Annotated in this window: 20 protein-coding genes; 9 read left to right on the top strand and 11 right to left on the bottom strand. The window is 42.8% G+C overall.

All coding sequences use genetic code 11. The features are described 5' to 3' along the window. Nucleotides 1-12: 12 nt before the first annotated feature. Nucleotides 13-1017, bottom strand: coding sequence for a 2-hydroxyacid dehydrogenase (locus THMIRH_RS08840; RefSeq protein ID WP_173291744.1), 1005 nt, complete (start codon nucleotides 1015-1017; stop codon nucleotides 13-15). Nucleotides 1018-1225: 208 nt separating this feature from the next. Between THMIRH_RS08840 and THMIRH_RS08835 the strand changes: the two genes are divergently transcribed. Beyond that, entirely contained in the window at nucleotides 1226-2812 is a 1587-nt protein-coding gene (locus THMIRH_RS08835) for an ABC-F family ATPase (RefSeq protein WP_173291743.1), read from the top strand. 68 nt (nucleotides 2813-2880) lie between these two features. Here the strand turns inward: THMIRH_RS08835 and THMIRH_RS08830 are convergent, their stop codons facing one another. Continuing rightward, on the bottom strand, nucleotides 2881-3453 hold the full coding sequence (locus THMIRH_RS08830; protein WP_173291742.1) for a DUF4136 domain-containing protein: 573 nt from the start codon (nucleotides 3451-3453) through the stop codon (nucleotides 2881-2883). Nucleotides 3454-3626: 173 nt separating this feature from the next. Between THMIRH_RS08830 and THMIRH_RS08825 the strand changes: the two genes are divergently transcribed. Beyond that, nucleotides 3627-3905 carry a hypothetical protein gene (locus THMIRH_RS08825; RefSeq protein WP_173291741.1) on the top strand — a complete coding sequence of 93 codons (279 nt, stop codon included), beginning with the start codon at nucleotides 3627-3629 and terminating at the stop codon, nucleotides 3903-3905. Nucleotides 3906-3956: 51 nt separating this feature from the next. Here the strand turns inward: THMIRH_RS08825 and THMIRH_RS08820 are convergent, their stop codons facing one another. Both THMIRH_RS08820 and THMIRH_RS08815 read right to left on the bottom strand, forming a co-directional pair. Continuing rightward, nucleotides 3957-5270, bottom strand: coding sequence for a mechanosensitive ion channel family protein (locus THMIRH_RS08820; protein ID WP_173291740.1), 1314 nt, complete (start codon nucleotides 5268-5270; stop codon nucleotides 3957-3959). A gap of 25 nt (nucleotides 5271-5295) precedes the next feature. Continuing rightward, on the bottom strand, nucleotides 5296-6015 hold the full coding sequence (locus THMIRH_RS08815; RefSeq protein WP_173291739.1) for a glucosaminidase domain-containing protein: 720 nt from the start codon (nucleotides 6013-6015) through the stop codon (nucleotides 5296-5298). 160 nt (nucleotides 6016-6175) lie between these two features. On the opposite strand from THMIRH_RS08815, the gene THMIRH_RS08810 reads away from it, so the two are divergent. Continuing rightward, nucleotides 6176-6679, top strand: a complete 504-nt coding sequence (locus THMIRH_RS08810) for an ATP-dependent zinc protease family protein (protein WP_173291738.1) — start codon at nucleotides 6176-6178, stop codon at nucleotides 6677-6679. Nucleotides 6680-6686: 7 nt separating this feature from the next. Here THMIRH_RS08810 and THMIRH_RS08805 read toward each other — a convergent pair whose 3' ends face one another. From THMIRH_RS08805 to THMIRH_RS08780, 6 genes are read right to left on the bottom strand one after another with little or no spacing between them, the layout of a single operon-like run. Next, entirely contained in the window at nucleotides 6687-7817 is a 1131-nt protein-coding gene (locus THMIRH_RS08805; protein WP_173291737.1) for a succinylglutamate desuccinylase/aspartoacylase family protein, read from the bottom strand. Beyond that, nucleotides 7817-8722, bottom strand: coding sequence for a 30S ribosomal protein S6--L-glutamate ligase (gene rimK / locus THMIRH_RS08800; protein ID WP_173291736.1), 906 nt, complete (start codon nucleotides 8720-8722; stop codon nucleotides 7817-7819). The genes THMIRH_RS08805 and rimK overlap by 1 nt, the downstream gene beginning before the upstream one ends. Next, nucleotides 8719-9798 carry a mechanosensitive ion channel family protein gene (locus tag THMIRH_RS08795; protein WP_173291735.1) on the bottom strand — a complete coding sequence of 360 codons (1080 nt, stop codon included), beginning with the start codon at nucleotides 9796-9798 and terminating at the stop codon, nucleotides 8719-8721. Before THMIRH_RS08795 ends, rimK begins: the two co-directional genes overlap by 4 nt. 2 nt (nucleotides 9799-9800) lie before the next feature. Next, nucleotides 9801-10646: a mechanosensitive ion channel family protein gene (locus tag THMIRH_RS08790; RefSeq protein WP_173291734.1), complete on the bottom strand. Its 846-nt coding sequence runs from the start codon at nucleotides 10644-10646 to the stop codon at nucleotides 9801-9803. Further along, the gene (locus tag THMIRH_RS08785; RefSeq protein WP_173291733.1) at nucleotides 10633-10893 is read right to left on the bottom strand and encodes a hypothetical protein; all 261 of its coding nucleotides are present in this window, start codon (nucleotides 10891-10893) and stop codon (nucleotides 10633-10635) included. The genes THMIRH_RS08790 and THMIRH_RS08785 overlap by 14 nt, the downstream gene beginning before the upstream one ends. After that, nucleotides 10890-11510: a sigma-70 family RNA polymerase sigma factor gene (locus THMIRH_RS08780; protein WP_207710565.1), complete on the bottom strand. Its 621-nt coding sequence runs from the start codon at nucleotides 11508-11510 to the stop codon at nucleotides 10890-10892. The genes THMIRH_RS08785 and THMIRH_RS08780 overlap by 4 nt, the downstream gene beginning before the upstream one ends. A 101-nt stretch (nucleotides 11511-11611) precedes the next feature. Between THMIRH_RS08780 and THMIRH_RS08775 the strand changes: the two genes are divergently transcribed. From THMIRH_RS08775 to THMIRH_RS08750, 6 genes are all read left to right on the top strand, one after another. Next, nucleotides 11612-12961, top strand: a complete 1350-nt coding sequence (locus THMIRH_RS08775) for a hemolysin family protein (protein ID WP_173291731.1) — start codon at nucleotides 11612-11614, stop codon at nucleotides 12959-12961. A 72-nt stretch (nucleotides 12962-13033) separates the two neighbouring features. Then, the gene (mgtE, locus tag THMIRH_RS08770) at nucleotides 13034-14395 is read left to right on the top strand and encodes a magnesium transporter (RefSeq protein ID WP_173291730.1); all 1362 of its coding nucleotides are present in this window, start codon (nucleotides 13034-13036) and stop codon (nucleotides 14393-14395) included. A gap of 18 nt (nucleotides 14396-14413) precedes the next feature. Next, complete coding sequence (locus tag THMIRH_RS08765; protein WP_173291729.1) at nucleotides 14414-15181, top strand: DUF481 domain-containing protein; 768 nt, start codon at nucleotides 14414-14416, stop codon at nucleotides 15179-15181. Between the two features lie 23 nt (nucleotides 15182-15204). Then, entirely contained in the window at nucleotides 15205-15924 is a 720-nt protein-coding gene (locus THMIRH_RS08760; protein ID WP_173291728.1) for a VIT1/CCC1 transporter family protein, read from the top strand. 33 nt (nucleotides 15925-15957) lie between these two features. Next, nucleotides 15958-16986: a glutathione synthetase gene (locus THMIRH_RS08755; RefSeq protein WP_173291727.1), complete on the top strand. Its 1029-nt coding sequence runs from the start codon at nucleotides 15958-15960 to the stop codon at nucleotides 16984-16986. Further along, nucleotides 16979-18994: a flavohemoglobin expression-modulating QEGLA motif protein gene (locus THMIRH_RS08750; protein WP_173291726.1), complete on the top strand. Its 2016-nt coding sequence runs from the start codon at nucleotides 16979-16981 to the stop codon at nucleotides 18992-18994. Before THMIRH_RS08755 ends, THMIRH_RS08750 begins: the two co-directional genes overlap by 8 nt. 185 nt (nucleotides 18995-19179) lie before the next feature. On the opposite strand, the gene THMIRH_RS08745 is transcribed toward THMIRH_RS08750, so the two are convergent. Beyond that, nucleotides 19180-20049, bottom strand: coding sequence for a restriction endonuclease (locus THMIRH_RS08745; protein ID WP_243831426.1), 870 nt, complete (start codon nucleotides 20047-20049; stop codon nucleotides 19180-19182). Nucleotides 20050-20164 lie beyond the last annotated feature (115 nt).

Here is a 20164-nt window from a genome sequence, read left to right as displayed (position 1 = left end):
AGGATTAACACTTTAGCGCTCACATAGAACACAGTTATGAGGATTGGGGTGTCCTGCCATAAAATCTTGCAGGTTTTGTAAAGTGGTTTGGCTGATATTATCCAACGCTTCTTGGGTAAAAAATGCTTGATGCGCCGTGATTAAAACATTCGGGAAAGTAATCAAGCGTTCGAAGATATCATCATCAATAATTTCTTCGGAATGGTCTTCAAAAAAGAGGTTTTCTTCTTGCTCATAGACATCAATGCCCAAATAACCCACCTTGCGGGATTTAAGGGCTTCCACCAAGTCTTCAGCTTGCATCAGTGCGCCGCGACTGGTGTTAATAATCATCACGCCATCTTTCATGGTGGCCAGTGTTTGGGCGTTAATCATGTGTTCGGTAGAGGGCAGTAAAGGCACATGAAAGCTAATAATGTCTGACTCGGCATAGAGTTCCTCAAGCGTGACATAATCTGCACCATAAATTTTAGCCTGCTCATTCGGGAAAGGGTCGTAGGCCAAAACCGTCATGCCAAACCCTTTTAAAATACGAATTAACTCTTGCCCGATGCGTCCCGTGCCCACAACGCCAGCCGTTTTACCAAACATATCAAATCCTAGTAAACCTTCTAGGGTAAAGTTACTGTCTCTGACTCGGCTATAAGCACGATGGGTTTTGCGATTTAAAGCCATCATTAAAGCCACTGCATGTTCTGCTACCGCCATGGGCGAATAGGCAGGCACGCGCAGTACCATAATACCCAGTTCTGCGGCCTTATCACGATCGATATTATTAAACCCTGCACAACGTAAAGTGATGAGTCGAATGCCATAATCAGCAAGTTCTTGTAGCACTGGCGCAGAGAGATCGTCATTTACAAAGGCGCAAATGGCATCAAAACCCTGTGCTAATAAAGCCGTGTGGGGATTGAGATGAGCATCAAAATAGGTCACTTCGAGGTTAGAGGTGGGTTTTAGGTGTTCATTAAAGACGCGTTTATCGGTTTTGGTGGTGCTGAAAAAAGCAACTTTCATGATGGACTCCTAAGTGCCGAAACAGTGATGAGCAAAATATTAACACACTGAATCGTCACTTGGGGTGGGTCGTCGCGCTAATTTCTCAGCAATTGAGCCCTTTTTTGCCTAAAAATGACCAGGCCTGGTCAAATTTACCCATAAATTACCTTAAATATGGCAAAATACGCCCCAATTTCAATAGGTTAATAATTTTAAGGATTCTGCTTTGATTTCAACAGCAAACATCACCATGCAATTTGGCGAAAAGCCATTGTTTGAAAATATTTCGGTCAAATTTGGCGAAGGCAATCGTTACGGTCTTATCGGCGCTAATGGATGCGGTAAGTCAACCTTTATGAAAATATTAGGTGGCGACTTAGAGCCTTCGGCGGGCAATGTTTCATTAGACCCCAATGATGTTTTGGGTAAACTGAAACAGGATCAATTTGCTTACGAAAATTTCAGTGTGGTTGATACCGTCATCATGGGTAATCCGCGTCTTTGGGAAGTGAAACAAGATCGAGATCGCATTTATGGTTTGGCCGAAATGACCGAAGAAGATGGTTTAAAAGTCGCTGACCTAGAGGTTGAGTTTGGTGAGATGGATGGTTACACCGCTGAATCTCGTGCCGGTGAATTACTACTGGGCTTGGATATTCCGGTTGAACAACATTATGGCCCTATGTCTGAAGTGGCGCCGGGTTGGAAGTTACGCGTCTTGTTGGCGCAAGCACTTTTTTCTGATCCAGATATTTTATTGCTCGACGAGCCAACCAACAACTTGGACATTAACACCATTCGTTGGTTAGAAGATGTGTTGAATGAGCGTAAGTCAACCATGATCATCATCTCCCACGACCGTCACTTTTTGAATTCTGTCTGTACGCACATGGCGGATTTGGATTATGGCGAACTGCGTGTTTATCCTGGTAACTATGACCAATATATGTTTGCTGCCACGCAAGCGCGTGAACGTTTATTGTCTGACAATGCCAAAAAACAAGCTCAGATTAACGAACTTAAAACCTTTGTGAGTCGTTTCTCTGCCAACGCGTCTAAAGCCAAACAAGCGACTTCTCGTGCTAAATTGATTGATAAAATTGAATTGACTGAGGTGAAGCCTTCTAGCCGTGTAAACCCATTTATTCGTTTTGAGCAAGACAAAAAGCTATTCCGCTTAGCCTTGGAATTGGAAAATATTTCTAAGTCTTATGACGACCAGGTCATTTTCAAAAACCTCAGCATGATGCTTGAAGTGGGCGAAAAATTAGCAGTCATAGGGCCAAACGGCATAGGTAAAACCACCTTCTTAAAAACCTTGGTGGGTGACACGCCTTTGAATGGTGGTGTGGTTAAGTGGTCTGAAAATGCCAGTATTGGCTATTACGCTCAGGACCATGCGCATGATTTTGAAGAAAACATGAGCCTATTGGATTGGATGACGCAATGGAAAGCACCTAATGATGACGAACAAGTGGTGCGTGGCATTTTGGGCAAAATGCTGTTTTCTCAAAAAGACATCGATAAAAAAGTCAAAGTCTTGTCTGGGGGCGAGCAGGGGCGTATGTTGTTTGGTAAGTTGATGTTACAAAAACCCAATATTTTGGTTTTGGATGAGCCAACTAACCATTTAGACATGGAATCTATTGAGTCGTTAAACCAAGCTTTAGAAGATTATCCAGGTACGATTATTTTTGTATCGCATGACCGAGAGTTTGTTTCGTCTTTGGCGACAAGATTATTGGTGATGAGTGAAAAAGGTTTGGATATTTATCACGGCACTTACGAATCTTATTTAGAAACGCTGGTTTAAGCGTTAAAAACAGATTCACCTAAAAACGCCCAGTTAATCTGGGCTTTTTTGTTGGTGGAGAAAAATATTTAAGATTTTTGGGGCGGGAATTGCGCCAATATTTTTTTCACCACTTCATTAATAAACTCGGTGGTTTTTTCTGGCGAGCTTTGTTCGACTATCCGTGTGGGGCTGATGCCGCGCCACATAAGTTGACCATTGCTATCTAAAATATCAATTTGAATTTTACCTTCATCATATTCCTGAATATCTTGGCCACTTTGAAAACCTATGCCGCCGTAGCGACCCCAGCTGCCTATACCAAAGCCGATGGTGGTAGAAGCGGGCACCGTGCGTAATTTACTTTGACTAGACACATGGTAAGTGACATAGGCATTGGCAGATTCTGTGCTAAAGGTTAATCCTTTAGCTTGAATTTCTTGGATGATGGCATTTTCTATGCGCTTTGCCAATAAAGGGTTTTGGGTTGCAAAACTCTTGGCAGTGGGTTCAACCTGTTGGTTTTCGGGCAACCACTGAAATTGTGTTAGCGCTGTAAAAGTGGCTTTGCTGTCGTAATCTTGATTCACCGGAATTTGGCTACAGCCAGTTAAAGTCAGGGCGGATAGGATTAAAGCGGGGTAAAGAAAGTTGAGTTTCATATGGCATCCAATTTTTAAAGTTTAACCTTATTTTAGACCTAATTTTAACCAGGCCTGGTTAAAATTTAGCACGTTTAAGACTCGTCAGGTTTTGTCAGCTTATATCGGTTTAGAAGCATTGCTTTTTATAATGAATCTCTTATACTGACAAGCATAAAATCAAGGAGTAAACCATGTTATTTGCGAACAGACCCGAAGACCCCAATGATCATGTTTTAATTGTACTTGGCCATCACGGGCATCCAACCTTTAAAACCATCAGCACAGACGAAACCTATTTAAACTCTTTAGGTGAAAAAATGGTCGCTAATAAACATTCGCAATACATTCGTCACAAGGTGGTTTCATCGCACAATGTATTCACCTTAACCAATCCAGATTACACTTTTGACCAAGCGGTGGATCAGATTATTCGTGATTTAATTTTGCATAAAATTCACACAAAAATGTAATTTTACAGTCAGCTGAGTTAAAAAAACCGCGTTAAGCGGTTTTTTTACAGGTCAATTTTGAGGATTGAGAATTCGCACTTCTCTTTGTGGGAAAGGAATTTGAATATTATTTTCGTGTAGGGTTTTCCAAATAATCATCAATAAATCAGACCCCACTCGATTAGGCCCATCATCAATGCCACTCATCCAATATTCCAGCTGAAAGTTAACCCCAGAGTCGGCAAACTCGGTAATTTCGCAATCCGGCAGTTCTGGTTCTAACAAGACTTGGGGGTGTTGCTTGATGGCATCCAATATCAACTTAGGAATTGCCGGAATGTCAGAATCATAAGCCACCGAAAAATTCAGGGTGTAGCGTTGTCTTGGGTCGTCATGCGTCCAATTGGTAAAAGAAGAGGTGATGAATTTTTCATTGGGGATTACGATGATTTTGCCATCGTAGGTTTCCAGTGACGAAGAACGCATATTGAGTTTGCGTAAGATGCCGGCTTTGCCATCTTCCATTTCGATGTAGTTGCCAATCGCCATGGATTTATCCAATAAAATAATCAGCCCCGAGATGAAGTTGGATGCAATTTGTTGCAAACCAAACCCTATTCCAACCCCCAAAGCGCCACCAAATACCGCCAAGGCCGTTAAGTCTATGCCGACGCCTTGCAGTAAAACCAAGAAAATAACGATATAAAGAACAATTTCAAACAGCTTGGCAAAGACTTCTTTGGTGCGAATGTCTAGGTTGCCTTTTTCGCGAATCAACCCTTGCCCATAACGATTGAGCATTTGTCCTAACCAAAACAAGATGGCGCCAAATACAAACAATCTTAAAACGGCATACAAAGAAATTTTGATTTCGCCTATATCCACCGCAAAACTTTCTAGCAAGCCAATGGTCGGGCCTAAAATATTAAAAATATACAAGGCCACCACAGGTATGCCGACCCATTTGAGCATAAAACTGACAAATTCGTTTTGAACATGGTCGCGCACGATCAAAAAAATTAACGCAATCATGGCCCAACCTTGCGCAATCTTAATCAACCAACTCGCTTCTTGGTTTTCATTTAACAGGTGAATCACCAGCGCAAAAGCCAAAAGACTGCTTAAGGGTAAAAACAGAGCAGGTAGCTTTGGAATATTGGGCAGCGGTAAAAAAGCCAAACGACGATTTGCGGGGTTCTCGGGTGAGGTCTCGCTCGCGGGAAACCTAGACTTTAATTTAGAGGACAAGCCTTTTGCCGTGAGCCAGGCGATTAGCAAAGCTGTCATTAAAGCGCCCAGCTGCAGATAAAAATTGGGGCTTTGCGCCCAGCTTAATACTGCCGTTAGCTGAGTGTTAAAAAAGTTTTGGAGATAGGTAATGGTCATAAGTGTCGCTTTTAGGCGTGTTATTTTAAGGTTTCAAGTCGTATTTTGAGAGCTTGTTGACTCGAATCATGGCGTTCAGTTCTTTGATATAGTCTTGTTTACGCTCCGAATAACTTAACAATCCCGCACTCAAAGCTTTGCCCTCTAAAGGCTGGTTTGCTTTGCGCAAACTGAGGCGGATATCTCGCAGTGCTTTAAACGAAGGGTGACTATTGAGGTTACGCATATAACTTTTCACCGAAGCGGTGGGGTTTTCAAACTTGCGTACTTCGTGTTTTAGGCCCGCCGAGCGTTGGTTAGGCACCAGGCCACAACCCTGCGTAAAACACCATTGCCCGTAAAAGTTAAAAGCTTTTTTGGCAAAACGCGATGTGCCCCAAGAAGATTCATTGGCGGCTTGTGCTAACGCTAAAGAAGGCGGAATAATGTCAACGCGTCTTAGCAAAAGAGATTTGATTTGTTGCGGGGATTTATTTTTGGGGTCGATTCGATATTTTTCGACCAGTGCTTGCCATTTAGCAGACAAAGGTTTCTTGGGGGTACTTCTTTCTATAAAAGCGCGCTCTTGCAAAATATCTTGATTGGCTTTTTCAATCTTGGGAAGCATCCACTGAAAAAAGGCTTTTTTCTTTTCTTTGACATCTTTATATTGCGAGAAGTCGGGCAAAGAGGGCGTAGCAGAATAGGTTTGTATGGGAAAAACAAATAACCAAATTAACAGTAATTTTTTTAAAAAAAGATTCATGGGTGAAAACATCTCCTAGGCTGATACCGAATCCTTAAAGGGTTTCAGAAGTGTATTGCAAATAATCAAATTGGGTACAAATAAATAGACTTTGCTTGCTGGTCAAAAGTCACTGATAATCACATCGTATCATTCCACTCAACAAAGAGAAACCTTGTCAATGACGCACTCAAATAGTTGTTTAAACCCAATGCCACAGCTCATTCTATTGAGTATTTTAATGAGTTTTTGCCAAATCGCTAGCGCAGACCCCCAAGTGTTGGGTTGGCAAGAAACCGTTTACTTTACCGACGAGCAACTGTTTGCTGAGGCCAAAATAGATACAGGCGCTGATCATTCTTCATTGCACGCCCTAAACATTGAACCCTTTGAAAAAAACGACCAGGCCTGGGTGCGTTTTGAGTTATTGGGTCAAAAAACGCTAGAGCGCCCGGTGTTAAAAAACAGTGTTATCAAAGCCAAAACGGCGCTACAAGCAGCCAGTGTTCGCCCGGTGATTGCGTTGCAGCTGTGTTTTGCGGGGCAAAAAAGGGTTGTGCAATTTAATCTGGTCAATCGCCAACACTTAAAGGTGCCGGTTTTGATTGGTCGAGCCGATATGCCGAAAGGCTGGCTGGTTAATCCTCATCAAACGCATCTGGTTTCGACAGACTGTCGTTTGTGACTCAACGCTATACCGATGGAATATCATCGCTGCTGTAAGGCAAGTTATCATCCATTTGCAGTTCTTCGGCAAAGGTACCTACGCGCTCTTCGGCAATGTCGGTGCGAGCAAACTGCGCAATGTGGAATAAAGCTTCGCCCTCATTCACCAAGGGCATGACCATTTGTCCCACCACTATGCCACTGTAAGGTGGGTAAATTTCAAACTCGGCCTCACCAAACGGATCGGAAACGACGCCTAACAAAGTTGAGTTTTTTTGCACGCGATCACCGTCCTTAACCACGGAACGAAAAATACCACTGTGGGGCGCACGCACCCAATAACTGGCCTTGGCAATGGCAGGTTTAATGGGGGTGGTTTTTTTACGGCTAGAAGGAATCATGCTTAAAGATTTCATGACATTTAAAATACCATTGACCCCTGCACGAATCGCTAATTCGTCAAAGCGTAAGGCTTCGCCAGCTTCATAAAGCAAAATGGGGATATTTCTTTTAACGGCAGATGCTCGCAAAGACCCGGCTCTTAAGGGGGCATTCATCATTAAAGGTGCGCCAAACGCATTGGCCATTTCTAGGGTTTCTGGGTCTTCTAAGTTGGCACGAATTTGCGGTAAGTTAGTACGGTTGATGGCACCTGTGTGCAGGTCTATGCCATGAGAGCATTGTTTAACAATTTCATTTAAAAACAAATAGGCCATACGACTGGCTAAAGAGCCAGACTGCGATCCCGGAAAGCTGCGGTTCAAATCACGGCGATCGGGCAGATAGCGACTTTGATTAATAAAACCATATAAATTGACAATAGGCACGGCAATTAAAGTGCCCTTAAGACGGTTCATAGATTTGACTTTAAGCAGACGGCGAATAATTTCAACGCCATTGAGTTCGTCGCCATGAATGGCAGCGCATACAAATAACACCGGGCCTTTTTGTTTGCCATTAATCACCTGCACCGGCATATTGAGTTCGCCGTGGGTATAGAGTTTACCCACTTGCAAATCTACCGTTTTGCGCTCGCCCGGCAGAATGATTTGCTCGCCAATGGTAATGGCTTTATTACGCAAAACTCTGGGTTTTCTGGCAACCGTTTCAGTGACGGCAGATGCCGTTGCGTGTTTGGGTGTAGCGGGCGAATCCATTAGCCTTTGCCACGCGTTTTGGTGTTATTCGGTTTGGCATTTTTTTCAATAAAAGCAATGATTTGCGATGCTATGTCTTTGCCAGTTGCGCCTTCAATCCCTTCAATCCCTGGAGAAGAGTTCACTTCCATGACCACAGGGCCGTGATTAGAGCGCAGTAAGTCAACACCGCACACATTCAATCCCATAATCGCCGCCGCACGAATGGCAGTGGCGCGTTCTTCTGGGGTGATTTTTATGAGTGATGCCGAACCGCCTTGGTGTAAGTTAGAGCGAAACTCGCCTTCTTGACCCTGGCGTTTCATCGAGGCAATGACCTTGCCACCCACCACAAAACAACGAATGTCTGCGCCCTTGGCTTCTTTGATGAATTCTTGCACAAGAATGTTGGCTTTTAAACCGTTAAACGCCTGGATAACTGAAGTGGCTGCTGAATGGGTTTCGGCTAAAACCACCCCAACACCTTGTGTACCTTCTAATAACTTAATGACCACTGGCGCACCGCCGACGGTTGCCAATAAGTCGTCAACATCATCCGGTGAATGGGCAAATCCAGTCACTGGCAACCCCACGCCACGGCGTGACAAAAGTTGCAAACTGCGCAGTTTGTCACGCGAACGCGAAATAGCTACCGACTCGTTTAAAGGGTAAACCCCCATCATTTCAAATTGGCGCAATACCGCGGTACCGTAAAAGGTGACAGAGGCTCCGATACGCGGAATCACCGCATCAAAACCTTCTAAAATTTCGCCTTTGTAGTGAATTTGTGGGTTATTAGAGGTGATGTTCATATAACAACGCAAAACATCAATGACTTTAACTTCGTGACCGCGAGCTTCACAGGCTTCAATAAGGCGGCGAGTAGAGTAGAGGTTGGCGTTGCGCGATAAAATGGCGATTTTCATAAGGGGTCCTGTTCAACGGAAAGTTTTGGGAATGATTTAATGTAAAGGTCGTGCTTGCTGTAAGGGATTTCGACTTTTTCTAGCGCGAAGCGTTTGTAAATTTTGGTGTTAAGGCTGTCAATGACGCGCCCGCGAATTTCTGGGTTATCAATCCAAACCAAGAGTTCTAAATCTAGGCTGGATGGTCCAAAGGTCCTAAAGCGCACGCGGGGTTCTGGGTCTTGGCAAATTTGGGTTTCTTGAGCCGCTTCATCCAGTAAAAGACTTTTCACAAAATCGATATCTGAGCCATAAGCCACGCCCACTTTAATGCGGGTGCGAGATTTTACATGACGCCCAGAGGATTCGTTCACTATTTTGCCATTGGCAATAATCGCATTTGGAATATTAATTTCTAAATCATCGCGCGTCAGGATGCGGGTAGAGCGTAAGCCAATATGGGTCACCATGCCTCGTTCTCCAGAATCCAGAACGATATAGTCATGAATTTTATAGGGCGAATCCGCCAAAATAAACACACCTGACAATAAGTTGGCAATAGTGTCTTTGGCCGCAAAACCTATGGCAATCCCGATAATCCCCGCCGAAGCCAACCAAGCGGTCATATCGATATTCCATGTAATGAACAATAGATAAATGATCAGTAAAATGATGATGACGGCTGAGGCGTTTTCTAACAGTGGCAAGGTTTGCGGTTGAATAATTGAACCGGTTTTGGCTTGGCGACTGAGATTTTTTAAGCTGAACTGGGAAGTTCGGTAAATAAACTGACCCCAAATAATAATGTCTATGCTCGAAAATAGACTGGGAATCAAGTCGGTAACTGCCTGAGGCAAATTAAACAAAGCCAATATTTGACTGATGGCCAGTAACAACAGCGTTAAATTAAGTGGCAGTTTTAAAGCATTAAATGCGAACAATAGATGCATATTCTGGGTTTTTTTAGCCCACAGTTGCGGCCCCCAATAAATCAAACCATTGATCAACAACACAGAGATGAAAAAAAGCGCCAGAATAAAAGCGCTTTCTAGCCAGAGATTATCAGATTGATAGAGGGTGTTTATCCATTCAGTCATGTTTATTTTTTCGCTTCTGTATGAGTTTCATGAATCAGTAGGGTGTTTTCTTGCCATTGGTCATTGGGGATAATCAATTTGCCTTCTGAGGTTTTAATGATAACGCTATTGGCATTAAATCCGATGATTTTGCCGGTTTTTTCATTAATGGTCACGGTTTGACCAATAGAAACTTGCTCTTTAATATAGTAGCCCGCTAACAGTTTACGAACCTGGTGGCGACTGCCCAAACCGAGTGAAAGCGTTATGGCGACCGCAAAGGCACTAAATGTAATTAAAACCACCATTTGAATCAGGTAGGTGTCGATGGATAGCTGTTCGAGTGAGGTGAGTACAATCACCACCACCAAGATGCCATAAATGAGATTTGCAATAATATTACTCACAGCGGGTATAAAGTGTTTAAGTGTTGCTTTTGTGGTGATACGCGCAAAATGCGCGCCGAGCAGACCTGCAATTAAAATAACGATGGCCGCAATTAAATTGGGTATGTAAAAAGCAACCTTGGCCAAAGTTTCACTGAACCCAGTCAGCCCAACGGAGTCTGCCATGGTCATAAAACTGAAAATAATAATCAGCCAGAAGAGCAAATTGGCGACCAGCATGGAGGGCGTTTGATTGATAGATGCTTTTTTTAAAGTCTCCGATAAACCGATGCGGTCTGCGGCACAATCTAATTTGAATTTTTTTAACAATTTGTAGGTAATTTTTTTAACCAAAAACGCAATCAGTAAACCGGTTGCCAGCATAAAAATGGCCATGCCTAGGTTTGGCAAAATAGCCATTAAGCTGGCGCTTAAATTATCCCAGGTAAATAAAATTTGGTCTTTGACACTATTCATTTCCATGATGATTTTCCTTGTTGAGGGTGTTGTTTTTATGGGTGAGTTTGCTGGCAATATCTAAAAATGCTTTTGGCAACAATACCAAATAAAGCTGCAAAAACGCTTGTAAAGTGGCTAGCCATCGCACACCTTGTAAAATTTGCTGTTGGCGCACCTTAGGGTTTTGTTTGGCAGAGTCAACTTTTAAAAGTTTTTCAAGCTTCACATCAAATTCGTGAAGCGCTTCTTTTTGGGGGGTTTGAGGGGTCATAAACAAAAAGTCTCGTAATGTTTTTTTAAAGTCTCAATAGAACGATATAACCTCATTTTGGCAGCACTCAATTTAATGCTTAAAATATCCGCAATTTCTTGAATGGATAAATCGGCATTAAATCGCATCGAAAGTACGGCTCTTTCTTGTTCGGTTTGTTGGTTTAAACAATGTTGAATGCAATCAGCTTCATCCGAGCAGTCGCTTTCCATAGACAGTTGTATGTCATCTAACCAATTGTCAATATCATCCGTGCCCAAGGTTTTTTTACCATGTTGGGTATGGCAGGCATTCAGGGCAATTCTATACAGCCAAGTACTAAACTGCGCCTCACCTCTAAAGTTTTTAAGCTGCTGAAACACTTTTAAAAACACTTCTTGAGAAATGTCCTGTGCAGTCCCTTCATCGCCTAAATACCTCAGACAAAGGTGATAAATCTTTTGTTCATGGCGCTGCAGCAACGCTTCAAAAGCCTGGGTCACATGCGGCAATTGAAGTTGCGCGGCTTCGACTAATTGGCTGTCTGACCAAGTTGCCATGTCATGTTTTGCAGTGTCTTGTTGGGTATTGATAGATGATTTATGAGTCATGTAGGGCATTTGAGTGAGGATTAACAAAAAAAGTCACTTTAAAAGTGACTCTTGAACAACTTTAAGCCTCAAAGGGGTTCGTAGTTAAAATATTATATACGGCTTAGGCGGTTAGCTCAGGAGTTTTTATGGAAAGTAGTACCAGTTTGGCAGTCATCGTTATTTTATTGATAGCGAATGGTTTTTTCGTTGCGGCAGAGTTTGCTTTGGTTAAAGTGAGAATGACCCGCATTGAAAGCATGGCCAAAGAGGGCGGGTTGAGCAATAAACTGATGCTGATGATTAAACGCAATCTAGAGTCCTATTTAGCGGCTTGCCAATTAGGGATTACCATGGCTTCGCTAGGATTAGGCTGGGTTGGGGAGCCCGCCGTTGCAAAGTTATTGCAGCCTTTGTTTGCGTCTTTTGGGCTTTCTGACGAAATGTTGCATATTAGTGCATTTTTAGTGGGATTTATTATTTTTTCTTCCTTGCATATTGTTATTGGTGAACAGGTTCCTAAAACCTATGCCATTCGCAAACCTGAAAAGGTATCCATTTGGGTTGCTTTACCGCTGCATGGTTTTTACTTAATGACTTACCCTTTAACTCGCGCGTTAAATTGGTCTGCTTCAAGTATTTTGAAATTGATGGGTGTTAAAGAAGCGTCACATGAAGAAATTTTCAGTGTTGAAGAAATCAGTGAGCTGATTGAAGCCTCCTCTGAAAGCGGTGAAATGGATTTAAGCAAAGCCGACATGATTCAAAATATGTTTGCATTTGATTCACGAATTGCAAGAGATGTGATGATGTCTCGCAGTAAAGTAGATTGCATCGATGTATGTACGCCATGGCAAGAAACGGTTGAACGCATCAGAATGCTTGGCCATTCTCGCTACCCTTTAGTAGATGGTTCTTTGGATAAGGCCTTGGGTTTTTTATTGTTAAAAGATGTGACCAATAAAATCTTAAATAACGAATCGTTAGATGAGTCAGCGTTGCGAGAAATGGCAAGACCTGCGGTCATTATGCCTGAGGTGATGAGCCTTCAAAAAGCCTTTGACGAACTGCGCAAAAGTCGAAACCACATGGCTTTTGTAATAGATGAGCATGGTGCCTTTGTGGGTATTTTAACCATGGAAGATCTAATTGAAGAAATTGTGGGTGAAATCTCGGATGAGTTAGACGACGAAGAGCCTAATATTCAAGAAACTCAAGCAGCCATTGATATTTATGCAGGTTTTGAAGTAGATGGTTTAATGGCGTTACATGATTTTGAAAAGCGTGTTAATGAGAAATTTGAGGGGTCGCTGGATGTCAGCACCTTATCTGGATTAATCATGATGCAATTAAATGGATTGCCAGAGGTGGGTGCAACCGTGACCTATCAAGGTTGGGTTTTTAAAGTTGAAAGCTTAGCTCAATATCGCCCAGAGAAAGTTTTTGTTAAGCGTTTGCCAACGAAACCCGAAAACAATTCTGAAAACTTAGAAATCTAAGCTTAAAATGCCCCTAAAAATGACCAGGCCTGGTTGTTTTTGAGGTCGAAATTCCCCAAAAAAGAGAAACTTATGAGCCAAAACGAAGAAGTGAATAGCACTTCAGAAGACAAGTTACTGCAGTTACAAGCCTTGGTTTCTGCCGAAAACTCCGAAGCGGTTTGTGCTTTTTTTGAAGACAAAAGCGATACAGAAATCGCCTTGTTACTGGAGTCTTTTCCGCCGAATGATCGTGAACTGATTTGGCAATGTGTGCCCGAAGCGATTAAAGGGGAAGTGTTAGCCGAAGTTAGTGAAGATATTCGTGAAGACCTGATGTCGGAAATGGCCGCAGAAGAAGTTTCTGAGTTGGCCAAAGACCTAGATGCTCAGGACATCGCCGAATTATTAGATACAGTAGAAGACGATGTTAAAGATGCGGTTATCGAGCAATTAGATGACTCCACTCGTGAGCAGGTAGAAGCCCTGCAGGCCTACGGAGACGACACCGTTGGGCGCTACATGAACCCTGAAACAGTGAATGTTAAGGTCGATGTGACTTTAGAAACGGTGCAACGCTATATTCGCATCCTGCATTTATTGGATGACCATTCGCAAGAAATCATGGTCACTGATAAAGAAAATCGCCTGGTAGGTACTTTGAGTTTGGTGGATTTGGTTAAAAATAATCAAGAAGCTTTGGTGTCAGATTTTATGTATAACTCTTTTTCATTGTTGGATGAAATGGATGTCCATGAAGCCGCCATGATTTTACGCTCTAAAGACTTACACTTTGCACCGGTTGTGAATGAGTGTGGCATCCTAGTCGGTCAGCTCAATATTGAAAACATTTTAGAAATTACCCGTGATGATTCAGAAGCCACCATGATGAATATGTCGGGGGTGAGTGAAGATGAAGAGTTATTTGCGCCCATTATGCGCAGTGCGCAAAGCCGCGGTATTTGGCTGGGCATTAACCTTGCGACCGCTTTTTTAGCCGCCTATGTCATCGGTCAGTTTGAAGCGGTATTGTCGCAAGTGGTGGCTTTAGCGGTGCTGATGCCGGTGGTCGCCAGCATGGGCGGGATAGCGGGCAGCCAAACCCTCACGGTCATTATTCGGGGTTTAGCCATGGGGCAGGTTGGGGGTAACAACCGTTGGTGGTTGTTCAATAAAGAATTATGGGTAGGCGCGATGAATGGATTGCTTTGGGCAATCGTGGTTGGCGTGATCGCACAATGGTGGTTTGAAGATACCATGATCAGCTTAGTCATAGCCTTGGCCATCCTCATAAATATGACCGTGGCGAATATTGCAGGTATTGCGGTGCCTTTGGTCTTAAAAGAAATGAAAATTGACCCAGCCTTATCAGGCGCGGTTATCTTGACAACCGTGACTGATGTGGTTGGTTTTATGTCATTCTTAGGTTTGGCTACCCTATTAATTTTGAAGTAAAGTAAGAGAAAAAGTTGCATGAAGTGTATTAAGAAAAGTGTATTCAGTTTTGGTTTGGCGTCTGGTTTGGTGTTGTCCACTTCGGCGCAAGCCATTGTTAATATAGAATCTTTAAGAATGGATGCCGAGCAATTGGGCTGGTCCAGTAGTTTGAATTTGAGTGGGCAAGGTAAAAAAGGCAATACCGATAAAGATGCTGTGAAAGTTGGGTTTGGTGTACAGTTTGTAGAAGAACACTCGCGCACCTTTTTAATTGGGTCTGTTGAATATGGCGAAGCCAATCAGCAAAAAGATGATGAATCTTATTTTGCCCATTTACGCCACACCCATGATTTAATTCCCACTTGGGCATGGGAGGCTTTCACACAATACGAAGCCGAACCTTTGGTTTATGACAAACAGCGCAGTTTGCTGGGTGCCGGTTTGCGCAAAAGTGTACAAGCTAAAACATTAAAATGGCATTTTGGAATGGGCGCTTTTTATGAGCATGAAACCGCCATTTTAAATAATACCGACCTAACGACCGATTTGGGGCGTGGGAATTTTTATACCACTTTTAAACAGCAACTCAATGATCATGCCAGTTGGTTTGGTTCAGCCTATTATCAACCGCAGTTGGATGCGTGGAATCATTACCGAGCCATAGCGACCCTTGGCGCTGAATCTAAATTAACGCAACGCATCAGTTTGTCGTTGGGCACTTCTTATGGCTATGAATCCAGTCCTTTGGCCAGTGCTAAGAAAGAAGATTTAGCCTATCAGTTTGGTATTCAGGTAAACTTTTAATTCATTAAAAATCGGAGAGCACCATGAGTCATTATTCAGAAGCACATATCGACGACCATTTAGCCCACAAGCATTACTCTCATCGCATGGGCTGGTTGCGTGCCGCCGTATTGGGTGCAAATGATGGCATTATTTCGGTGGTGAGTTTATTGGTAGGTGTCATCGCCGCCGGTGCCGCGCGTGAAGATATTTTGGTGGTGGCTGTTGCGGCTTTGGTGGCAGGGGCGTTATCCATGGCAGCAGGCGAATATGTATCGGTCAGTTCTCAGTCAGATACCGAAAAAGCGGATTTAGAATTGGAGCGCAGAGCCTTAGAAGATGATTGGCATAACGAGTTGTCTGAGTTGGCTGCCATTTATCAGCAGCGAGGCGTGTCGCCAGAAACTGCTCAAAAAGTTGCCGAAGACCTAATGGCGCATGATGCGCTAGGCGCTCATGCTAGGGATGAGTTGGGTTTAAGCGAAGTACACAGCGCCAAACCTTTGCAAGCGGCTTTTGCCTCGGCCGCATCTTTTGTGGCAGGTGCTGGATTGCCTGTGGTGTTGGTGGCCTTTTTGCCGATGCAAAATTTAGGTTGGATTGTGGCCGGTAGTTCTTTGATTTTGTTAGCCATCTTAGGCGCTTTGGCGGCTAAAACTGGCGGCAGTCCGATGATGACGGGTGCAATTCGAATGTTTGTTTGGGGTTCTATTGCCATGGCCATGACCACCTTTGTGGGCTTGGCATTTGGCGTTTCGGGTTGATAGGTCAGTTGCCATTTTGATGAGAGGTGTGGCTTGAATATTTTATTTTTGATGTATCCATGGGACAGAGTCGATCCCAATAATGATTCGACGCTGCGGATGATTCACGAGTGTGTGGCACGCAAACACACAGTGGCTTTGGCCACAGTGCATAATCTCACCATGCGTGAATCTACTGCCATGGCATTTTGTAATGTGTTTATCGAAACAGACAAGGTGCCTGGCGTTATTAACACCTTTTACAAAAAAGCGCGCTTTCGCCAGGTTAAATTACCTTTGGGCGGATTTGACGCCATTATCATGCGCTCTAATCCACCACTTAATGTGACGGCGCTTAACTTTTTAGATTCGGTGCGCCATGATGTTTTTATCATGAACGACATCGATGGTTTACGCATCGCCAATAATAAACTCTATACCTCTTCTTTTGATGACCCTGAAAATCGTTTTATTCCAAAAACCTATGTGTCCAAAACGCCCGATTACTTAGAAAAGGTGTTGCGCCATTCGCCGAATGAAAAAATGATTATGAAGCCTTTAGATGGCTATGGCGGCCATGGCGTCATTTTGGTCGAAAAACAAGCCATTGCCAGCTTTCGATCTCTGCTAGATTTTTACATCAACAGCAGCAAAGACGGCAACTATGTCATTCTGCAAGAGTATGTTGAGGGCGCAGAATTGGGCGATGTGCGGATTTTAATGCTCAATGGAAAAGCCATTGGTGCGATGAAACGCATACCTGCGGCGGGCGATATGCGCTCCAATGTGCATGCGGGGGGTACGGTGGTTAAACACACGCTCACCCAAGTTGAAAAAGACCTATGCGCTTTAATTGGGCCCAAATTGGTCAGGGATGGTTTGTTTTTTGTAGGCATCGATGTCATCAATGGCAAATTGATAGAAGTGAATGTGCTCAGTCCTGGCGGTATTATGCGGATTAATAAATTGAATCGGGTGAAGTTGCAAACCAAAGTCATTGATTTTGTAGAGCAGATGGTTAAAACCAAAACCTTTAACGAGGCGCGTAGAACAGAATTTGTAAAGGCATTATTAGATGATTAATTTAACTATAAAAGAGTGCGTTAAAGCCATCGAAAAAGGCGAGTTGTTTCACGCCTTGGTCGATGGGATGTTTGAGCTTAAAATTGAAGACTATGGATTTTTTATCTGTACCGCCATTCATGATGGCCATCAACTGCGCCCCGATTTGTTAGAAAAATGTCAACTCACTGAATCAGAGCGTTTGTATGAAGAAGACCCGTTTACTGGAGAAATGATTTCATCCTTGCCCATCACGCTGATTGGCAAGGATTCGCGTTACGAATATGACCTGAATCGTGCCCCAGAAAACTGCGTGTACAAAGAGGCCTGGGGCAAACAAGTCTGGGCACAGCCTTTGTCGATTGAAGAAGAGGGTGCCAGTCAGCTTAAGCATTCGCGCTTTTATAAGGTGCTGGGCGCATTGATTAAAAAGCTTGAAAAATTGCATGGCAGTTGTTTGGTTTATGATTTGCACTCTTACAATCATTTACGTATGAATCAAGACACGCCACCCCCTACTTTTAACATTGGCACTGAACAACTCAATAAAGTGCGTTGGGGGCGAGTGATTAAACATTGGAATAAAAGTTTGGCCATGGTAACTCTGCCAAATTTGGTATCTCGTTCGGCTGAAAACGAAGTTTTTTTTGGGCGTGGTTATCTAGCGACCTATGTCAAAAAACATTTTGTCCATACACTGGTATTGCCCACTGAAGTCAAAAAAGTCTTTATGAATGAGCTCAGCGGTGAAGCCTATCCGTTGGTGTTGAATCCACTTAAAGCGGCACTCAAAGAAATTATTCTGGCCAATGCTTTGTTTTTTTCCAAACACTTTTCCCCCGAAACGCGTCATCATCGTACTCAGTTGTTGTCCTCTAAAATTGAGCCGGCGGTTTTAAAGCTAGATCAAAAACTTCACAAGTTAGCCCGCGGTATTCAAACGCTGGGTTACATTAATCCGCGTAACATCATCACCGAAAAGAAACGTTTTTTTGAAAGTGGTGGCAGTTATACGCCGCAATTTACCTATCGACAGTTAGAAATTAACCCGTTTGAGTTTCGTGAGAAATTGTATCGCTTGCCCGAAAGTCAGGTGACCGATGTGTCGATTCAACAAATGTATCGCGATGTTATTGACACCTATGCCACCAAAATTGACCTCTTAACAACCGTGGGCACAGAAAAGTTTTTATACAACTCTCTGCGCTATTACGGCGAGCCGAGTGATGACGATATTCAAATGGCGCATTTTTTATTGTATGCCAAACCCTACGAAGAATCCCAAGAGCGCACAATTGACGCCAAACAAGCCAAGCAACATTTCTTGGCCGCTTTAGACGACTATCAAATTCAATGTAAAGTTGAAGTGACCGACAAAATCATTGCCAGTGCCATGGTGGATAATGGTCGTAAAACCATTATGATCAACAAGTCGATGCGCATGAACCAAATCGAAATTGATGCGCTGATTCATCATGAATTGGGGGTGCACATGGTCACCACCATGAACGCTGAACAACAGGATTTAAAAGTCTTTAAACTGGGATTGCCGGGCAATACCTATACCCAAGAAGGGCTGGCGATTTTGTCGGAATATATGACGGGCAATATGAATTTGCCGCGTTTAAAAACCTTAGCGATGCGCGTGATTGCGGTCAAAATGATGGTGAGTCACTATGATTTTGGACACACCTATAAAACGCTGATGAATGACTATGGTATTGATAAAGATGAAGCCTTTAGATTAACGGCGCGCGTTTATCGTGGCGGTGGATTTACCAAAGATTTCTTATATTTGCGTGGCGTGAAAGATGCGTTGCAATACTATAAAAAAGAATCGCTAGAAGGGCTGTATGTCGGAAAAACCAGCTTTGCTTATCTCAAAACCATCAACGAAATGATTGAACGCGGCATGGTGCAAAAACCAACCCATTTGCCAATGTATATGCAGAAAGATATGAATGTTAAGCATAATCCAATTTTGGAATATTTAATGCATTCATCACATCCATCGCACTTGGTTTTTTAACCAATACAAAGCCAAAAAGCCGCTAGATTTAACCAGGTATTATGCCCTTTAGGGTACTGGTCAAATTTAGCGGCTTTTGTTTTCAAAGTGATTCAGTTTTGCCTAAGACATTAGTGGCTTAATTTAAAGTGGAATCAATCGAGTCCGACCCTTTTGATTTCTGCACCAGTTGCTTGTCACTCCACTTAAAGATTTAAGAACCACTCTTTATCTAAGTTAACCTCTTCAATCATCTTAGTTTTTACACCAAGATTTAGTTCCTTTAATTTTTCAGCCAGATTGTCTCCGTCAATAAGATCAACTGGAGGTGCGCCATCTCTAGTTGCCTCTTTAATGGCTGCAGATGTAAATGTGCCCGTTGTAATAAACAGTCCCTTATCAGCGCGACCAACCATTGCGCCACGAAAGTCTCTGATTTCTCCAGCAGATACTGAACCTTGGTATTTTTTACATTGAAAAATAACGTGAAAACTCATTAGACCGTTAATTCTTGCTATGCCTTTACCATCTATGCCGCCATCGCCAGTTTTTCCTGTAACCTCTACCTGAACAAAGCCACTTTCTCTTAATAGCCTTTGAGCAAGTCTTTCAAAAGCATCTGGTGTTATTTCTTGTGTCAGTAGATGGTGCAATTCTTCTCTCCAAGCTTTTACCTCTTCTGGCGCATCGTCGTCCTCTAATTCGATATTTTCACTTTCTTTTTTATTTTTTAAGTGTGGTTCTTTTTTGTCTAATTCCCTTACGATCTTTAGTACCTCAGAAGTATCAACTTTTTTTTGTTCCTTGCCTTTTTGAGTTAGTGTCCAAATACCCCTGCTTGAATTTTCTAATAGCCCATATTTTTTTAGATATGTTCTTGCCCAAGCTAATCGATATGCAACTTCTGTTTGGTTGCTTTTATCAGGGTTGTGTGGGATTGATAATATTTCATCGTTGATATTTTGAATTTCTGCCACTTTCTTATAAATTTCATCAATCGAGCCAGAACCCCCAAGTTCAGCTAGGGCTTGCAGAAGAGGATTCATTAATGAATCAAATGTTGGCATTGTTTTCATATTTTTTCTCTTTGGTATGACGTTTGATTAATAGTAATCGATTGTTTTTCATGCTATTCAATAAGCTTGTCGTGATTAGATTTTAGGGTTAAATTTTTAAAAATTATATTCTTAA

This window comes from Thiosulfativibrio zosterae (assembly GCF_011398155.1).
GTDB classification, from domain to species: Bacteria; Pseudomonadota; Gammaproteobacteria; order Thiomicrospirales; family Thiomicrospiraceae; genus Thiosulfativibrio; species Thiosulfativibrio zosterae.
This window is presented reverse-complemented; position numbering and strand designations above follow the sequence as displayed.

Excerpts from the sequence above, each read along its gene's own strand:
- THMIRH_RS08840 (WP_173291744.1), bottom strand. The coding sequence starts at position 1,017 with ATGAAAGTTGCTTTTTTCAGCACCACCAAAACCGATAAACGCGTCTTT.
- THMIRH_RS08830 (WP_173291742.1), bottom strand. The coding sequence starts at position 3,453 with ATGAAACTCAACTTTCTTTACCCCGCTTTAATCCTATCCGCCCTGACT.
- THMIRH_RS08825 (WP_173291741.1), top strand. The coding sequence starts at position 3,627 with ATGTTATTTGCGAACAGACCCGAAGACCCCAATGATCATGTTTTAATT.
- THMIRH_RS08820 (WP_173291740.1), bottom strand. The coding sequence starts at position 5,270 with ATGACCATTACCTATCTCCAAAACTTTTTTAACACTCAGCTAACGGCA.
- THMIRH_RS08815 (WP_173291739.1), bottom strand. The coding sequence starts at position 6,015 with ATGAATCTTTTTTTAAAAAAATTACTGTTAATTTGGTTATTTGTTTTT.
- THMIRH_RS08810 (WP_173291738.1), top strand. The coding sequence starts at position 6,176 with ATGACGCACTCAAATAGTTGTTTAAACCCAATGCCACAGCTCATTCTA.
- THMIRH_RS08805 (WP_173291737.1), bottom strand. The coding sequence starts at position 7,817 with ATGGATTCGCCCGCTACACCCAAACACGCAACGGCATCTGCCGTCACT.
- rimK (WP_173291736.1), bottom strand. The coding sequence starts at position 8,722 with ATGAAAATCGCCATTTTATCGCGCAACGCCAACCTCTACTCTACTCGC.
- THMIRH_RS08795 (WP_173291735.1), bottom strand. The coding sequence starts at position 9,798 with ATGACTGAATGGATAAACACCCTCTATCAATCTGATAATCTCTGGCTA.
- THMIRH_RS08790 (WP_173291734.1), bottom strand. The coding sequence starts at position 10,646 with ATGGAAATGAATAGTGTCAAAGACCAAATTTTATTTACCTGGGATAAT.
- THMIRH_RS08785 (WP_173291733.1), bottom strand. The coding sequence starts at position 10,893 with ATGACCCCTCAAACCCCCCAAAAAGAAGCGCTTCACGAATTTGATGTG.
- THMIRH_RS08775 (WP_173291731.1), top strand. The coding sequence starts at position 11,612 with ATGGAAAGTAGTACCAGTTTGGCAGTCATCGTTATTTTATTGATAGCG.
- mgtE (WP_173291730.1), top strand. The coding sequence starts at position 13,034 with ATGAGCCAAAACGAAGAAGTGAATAGCACTTCAGAAGACAAGTTACTG.
- THMIRH_RS08765 (WP_173291729.1), top strand. The coding sequence starts at position 14,414 with ATGAAGTGTATTAAGAAAAGTGTATTCAGTTTTGGTTTGGCGTCTGGT.
- THMIRH_RS08760 (WP_173291728.1), top strand. The coding sequence starts at position 15,205 with ATGAGTCATTATTCAGAAGCACATATCGACGACCATTTAGCCCACAAG.
- THMIRH_RS08750 (WP_173291726.1), top strand. The coding sequence starts at position 16,979 with ATGATTAATTTAACTATAAAAGAGTGCGTTAAAGCCATCGAAAAAGGC.
- THMIRH_RS08745 (WP_243831426.1), bottom strand. The coding sequence starts at position 20,049 with ATGAAAACAATGCCAACATTTGATTCATTAATGAATCCTCTTCTGCAA.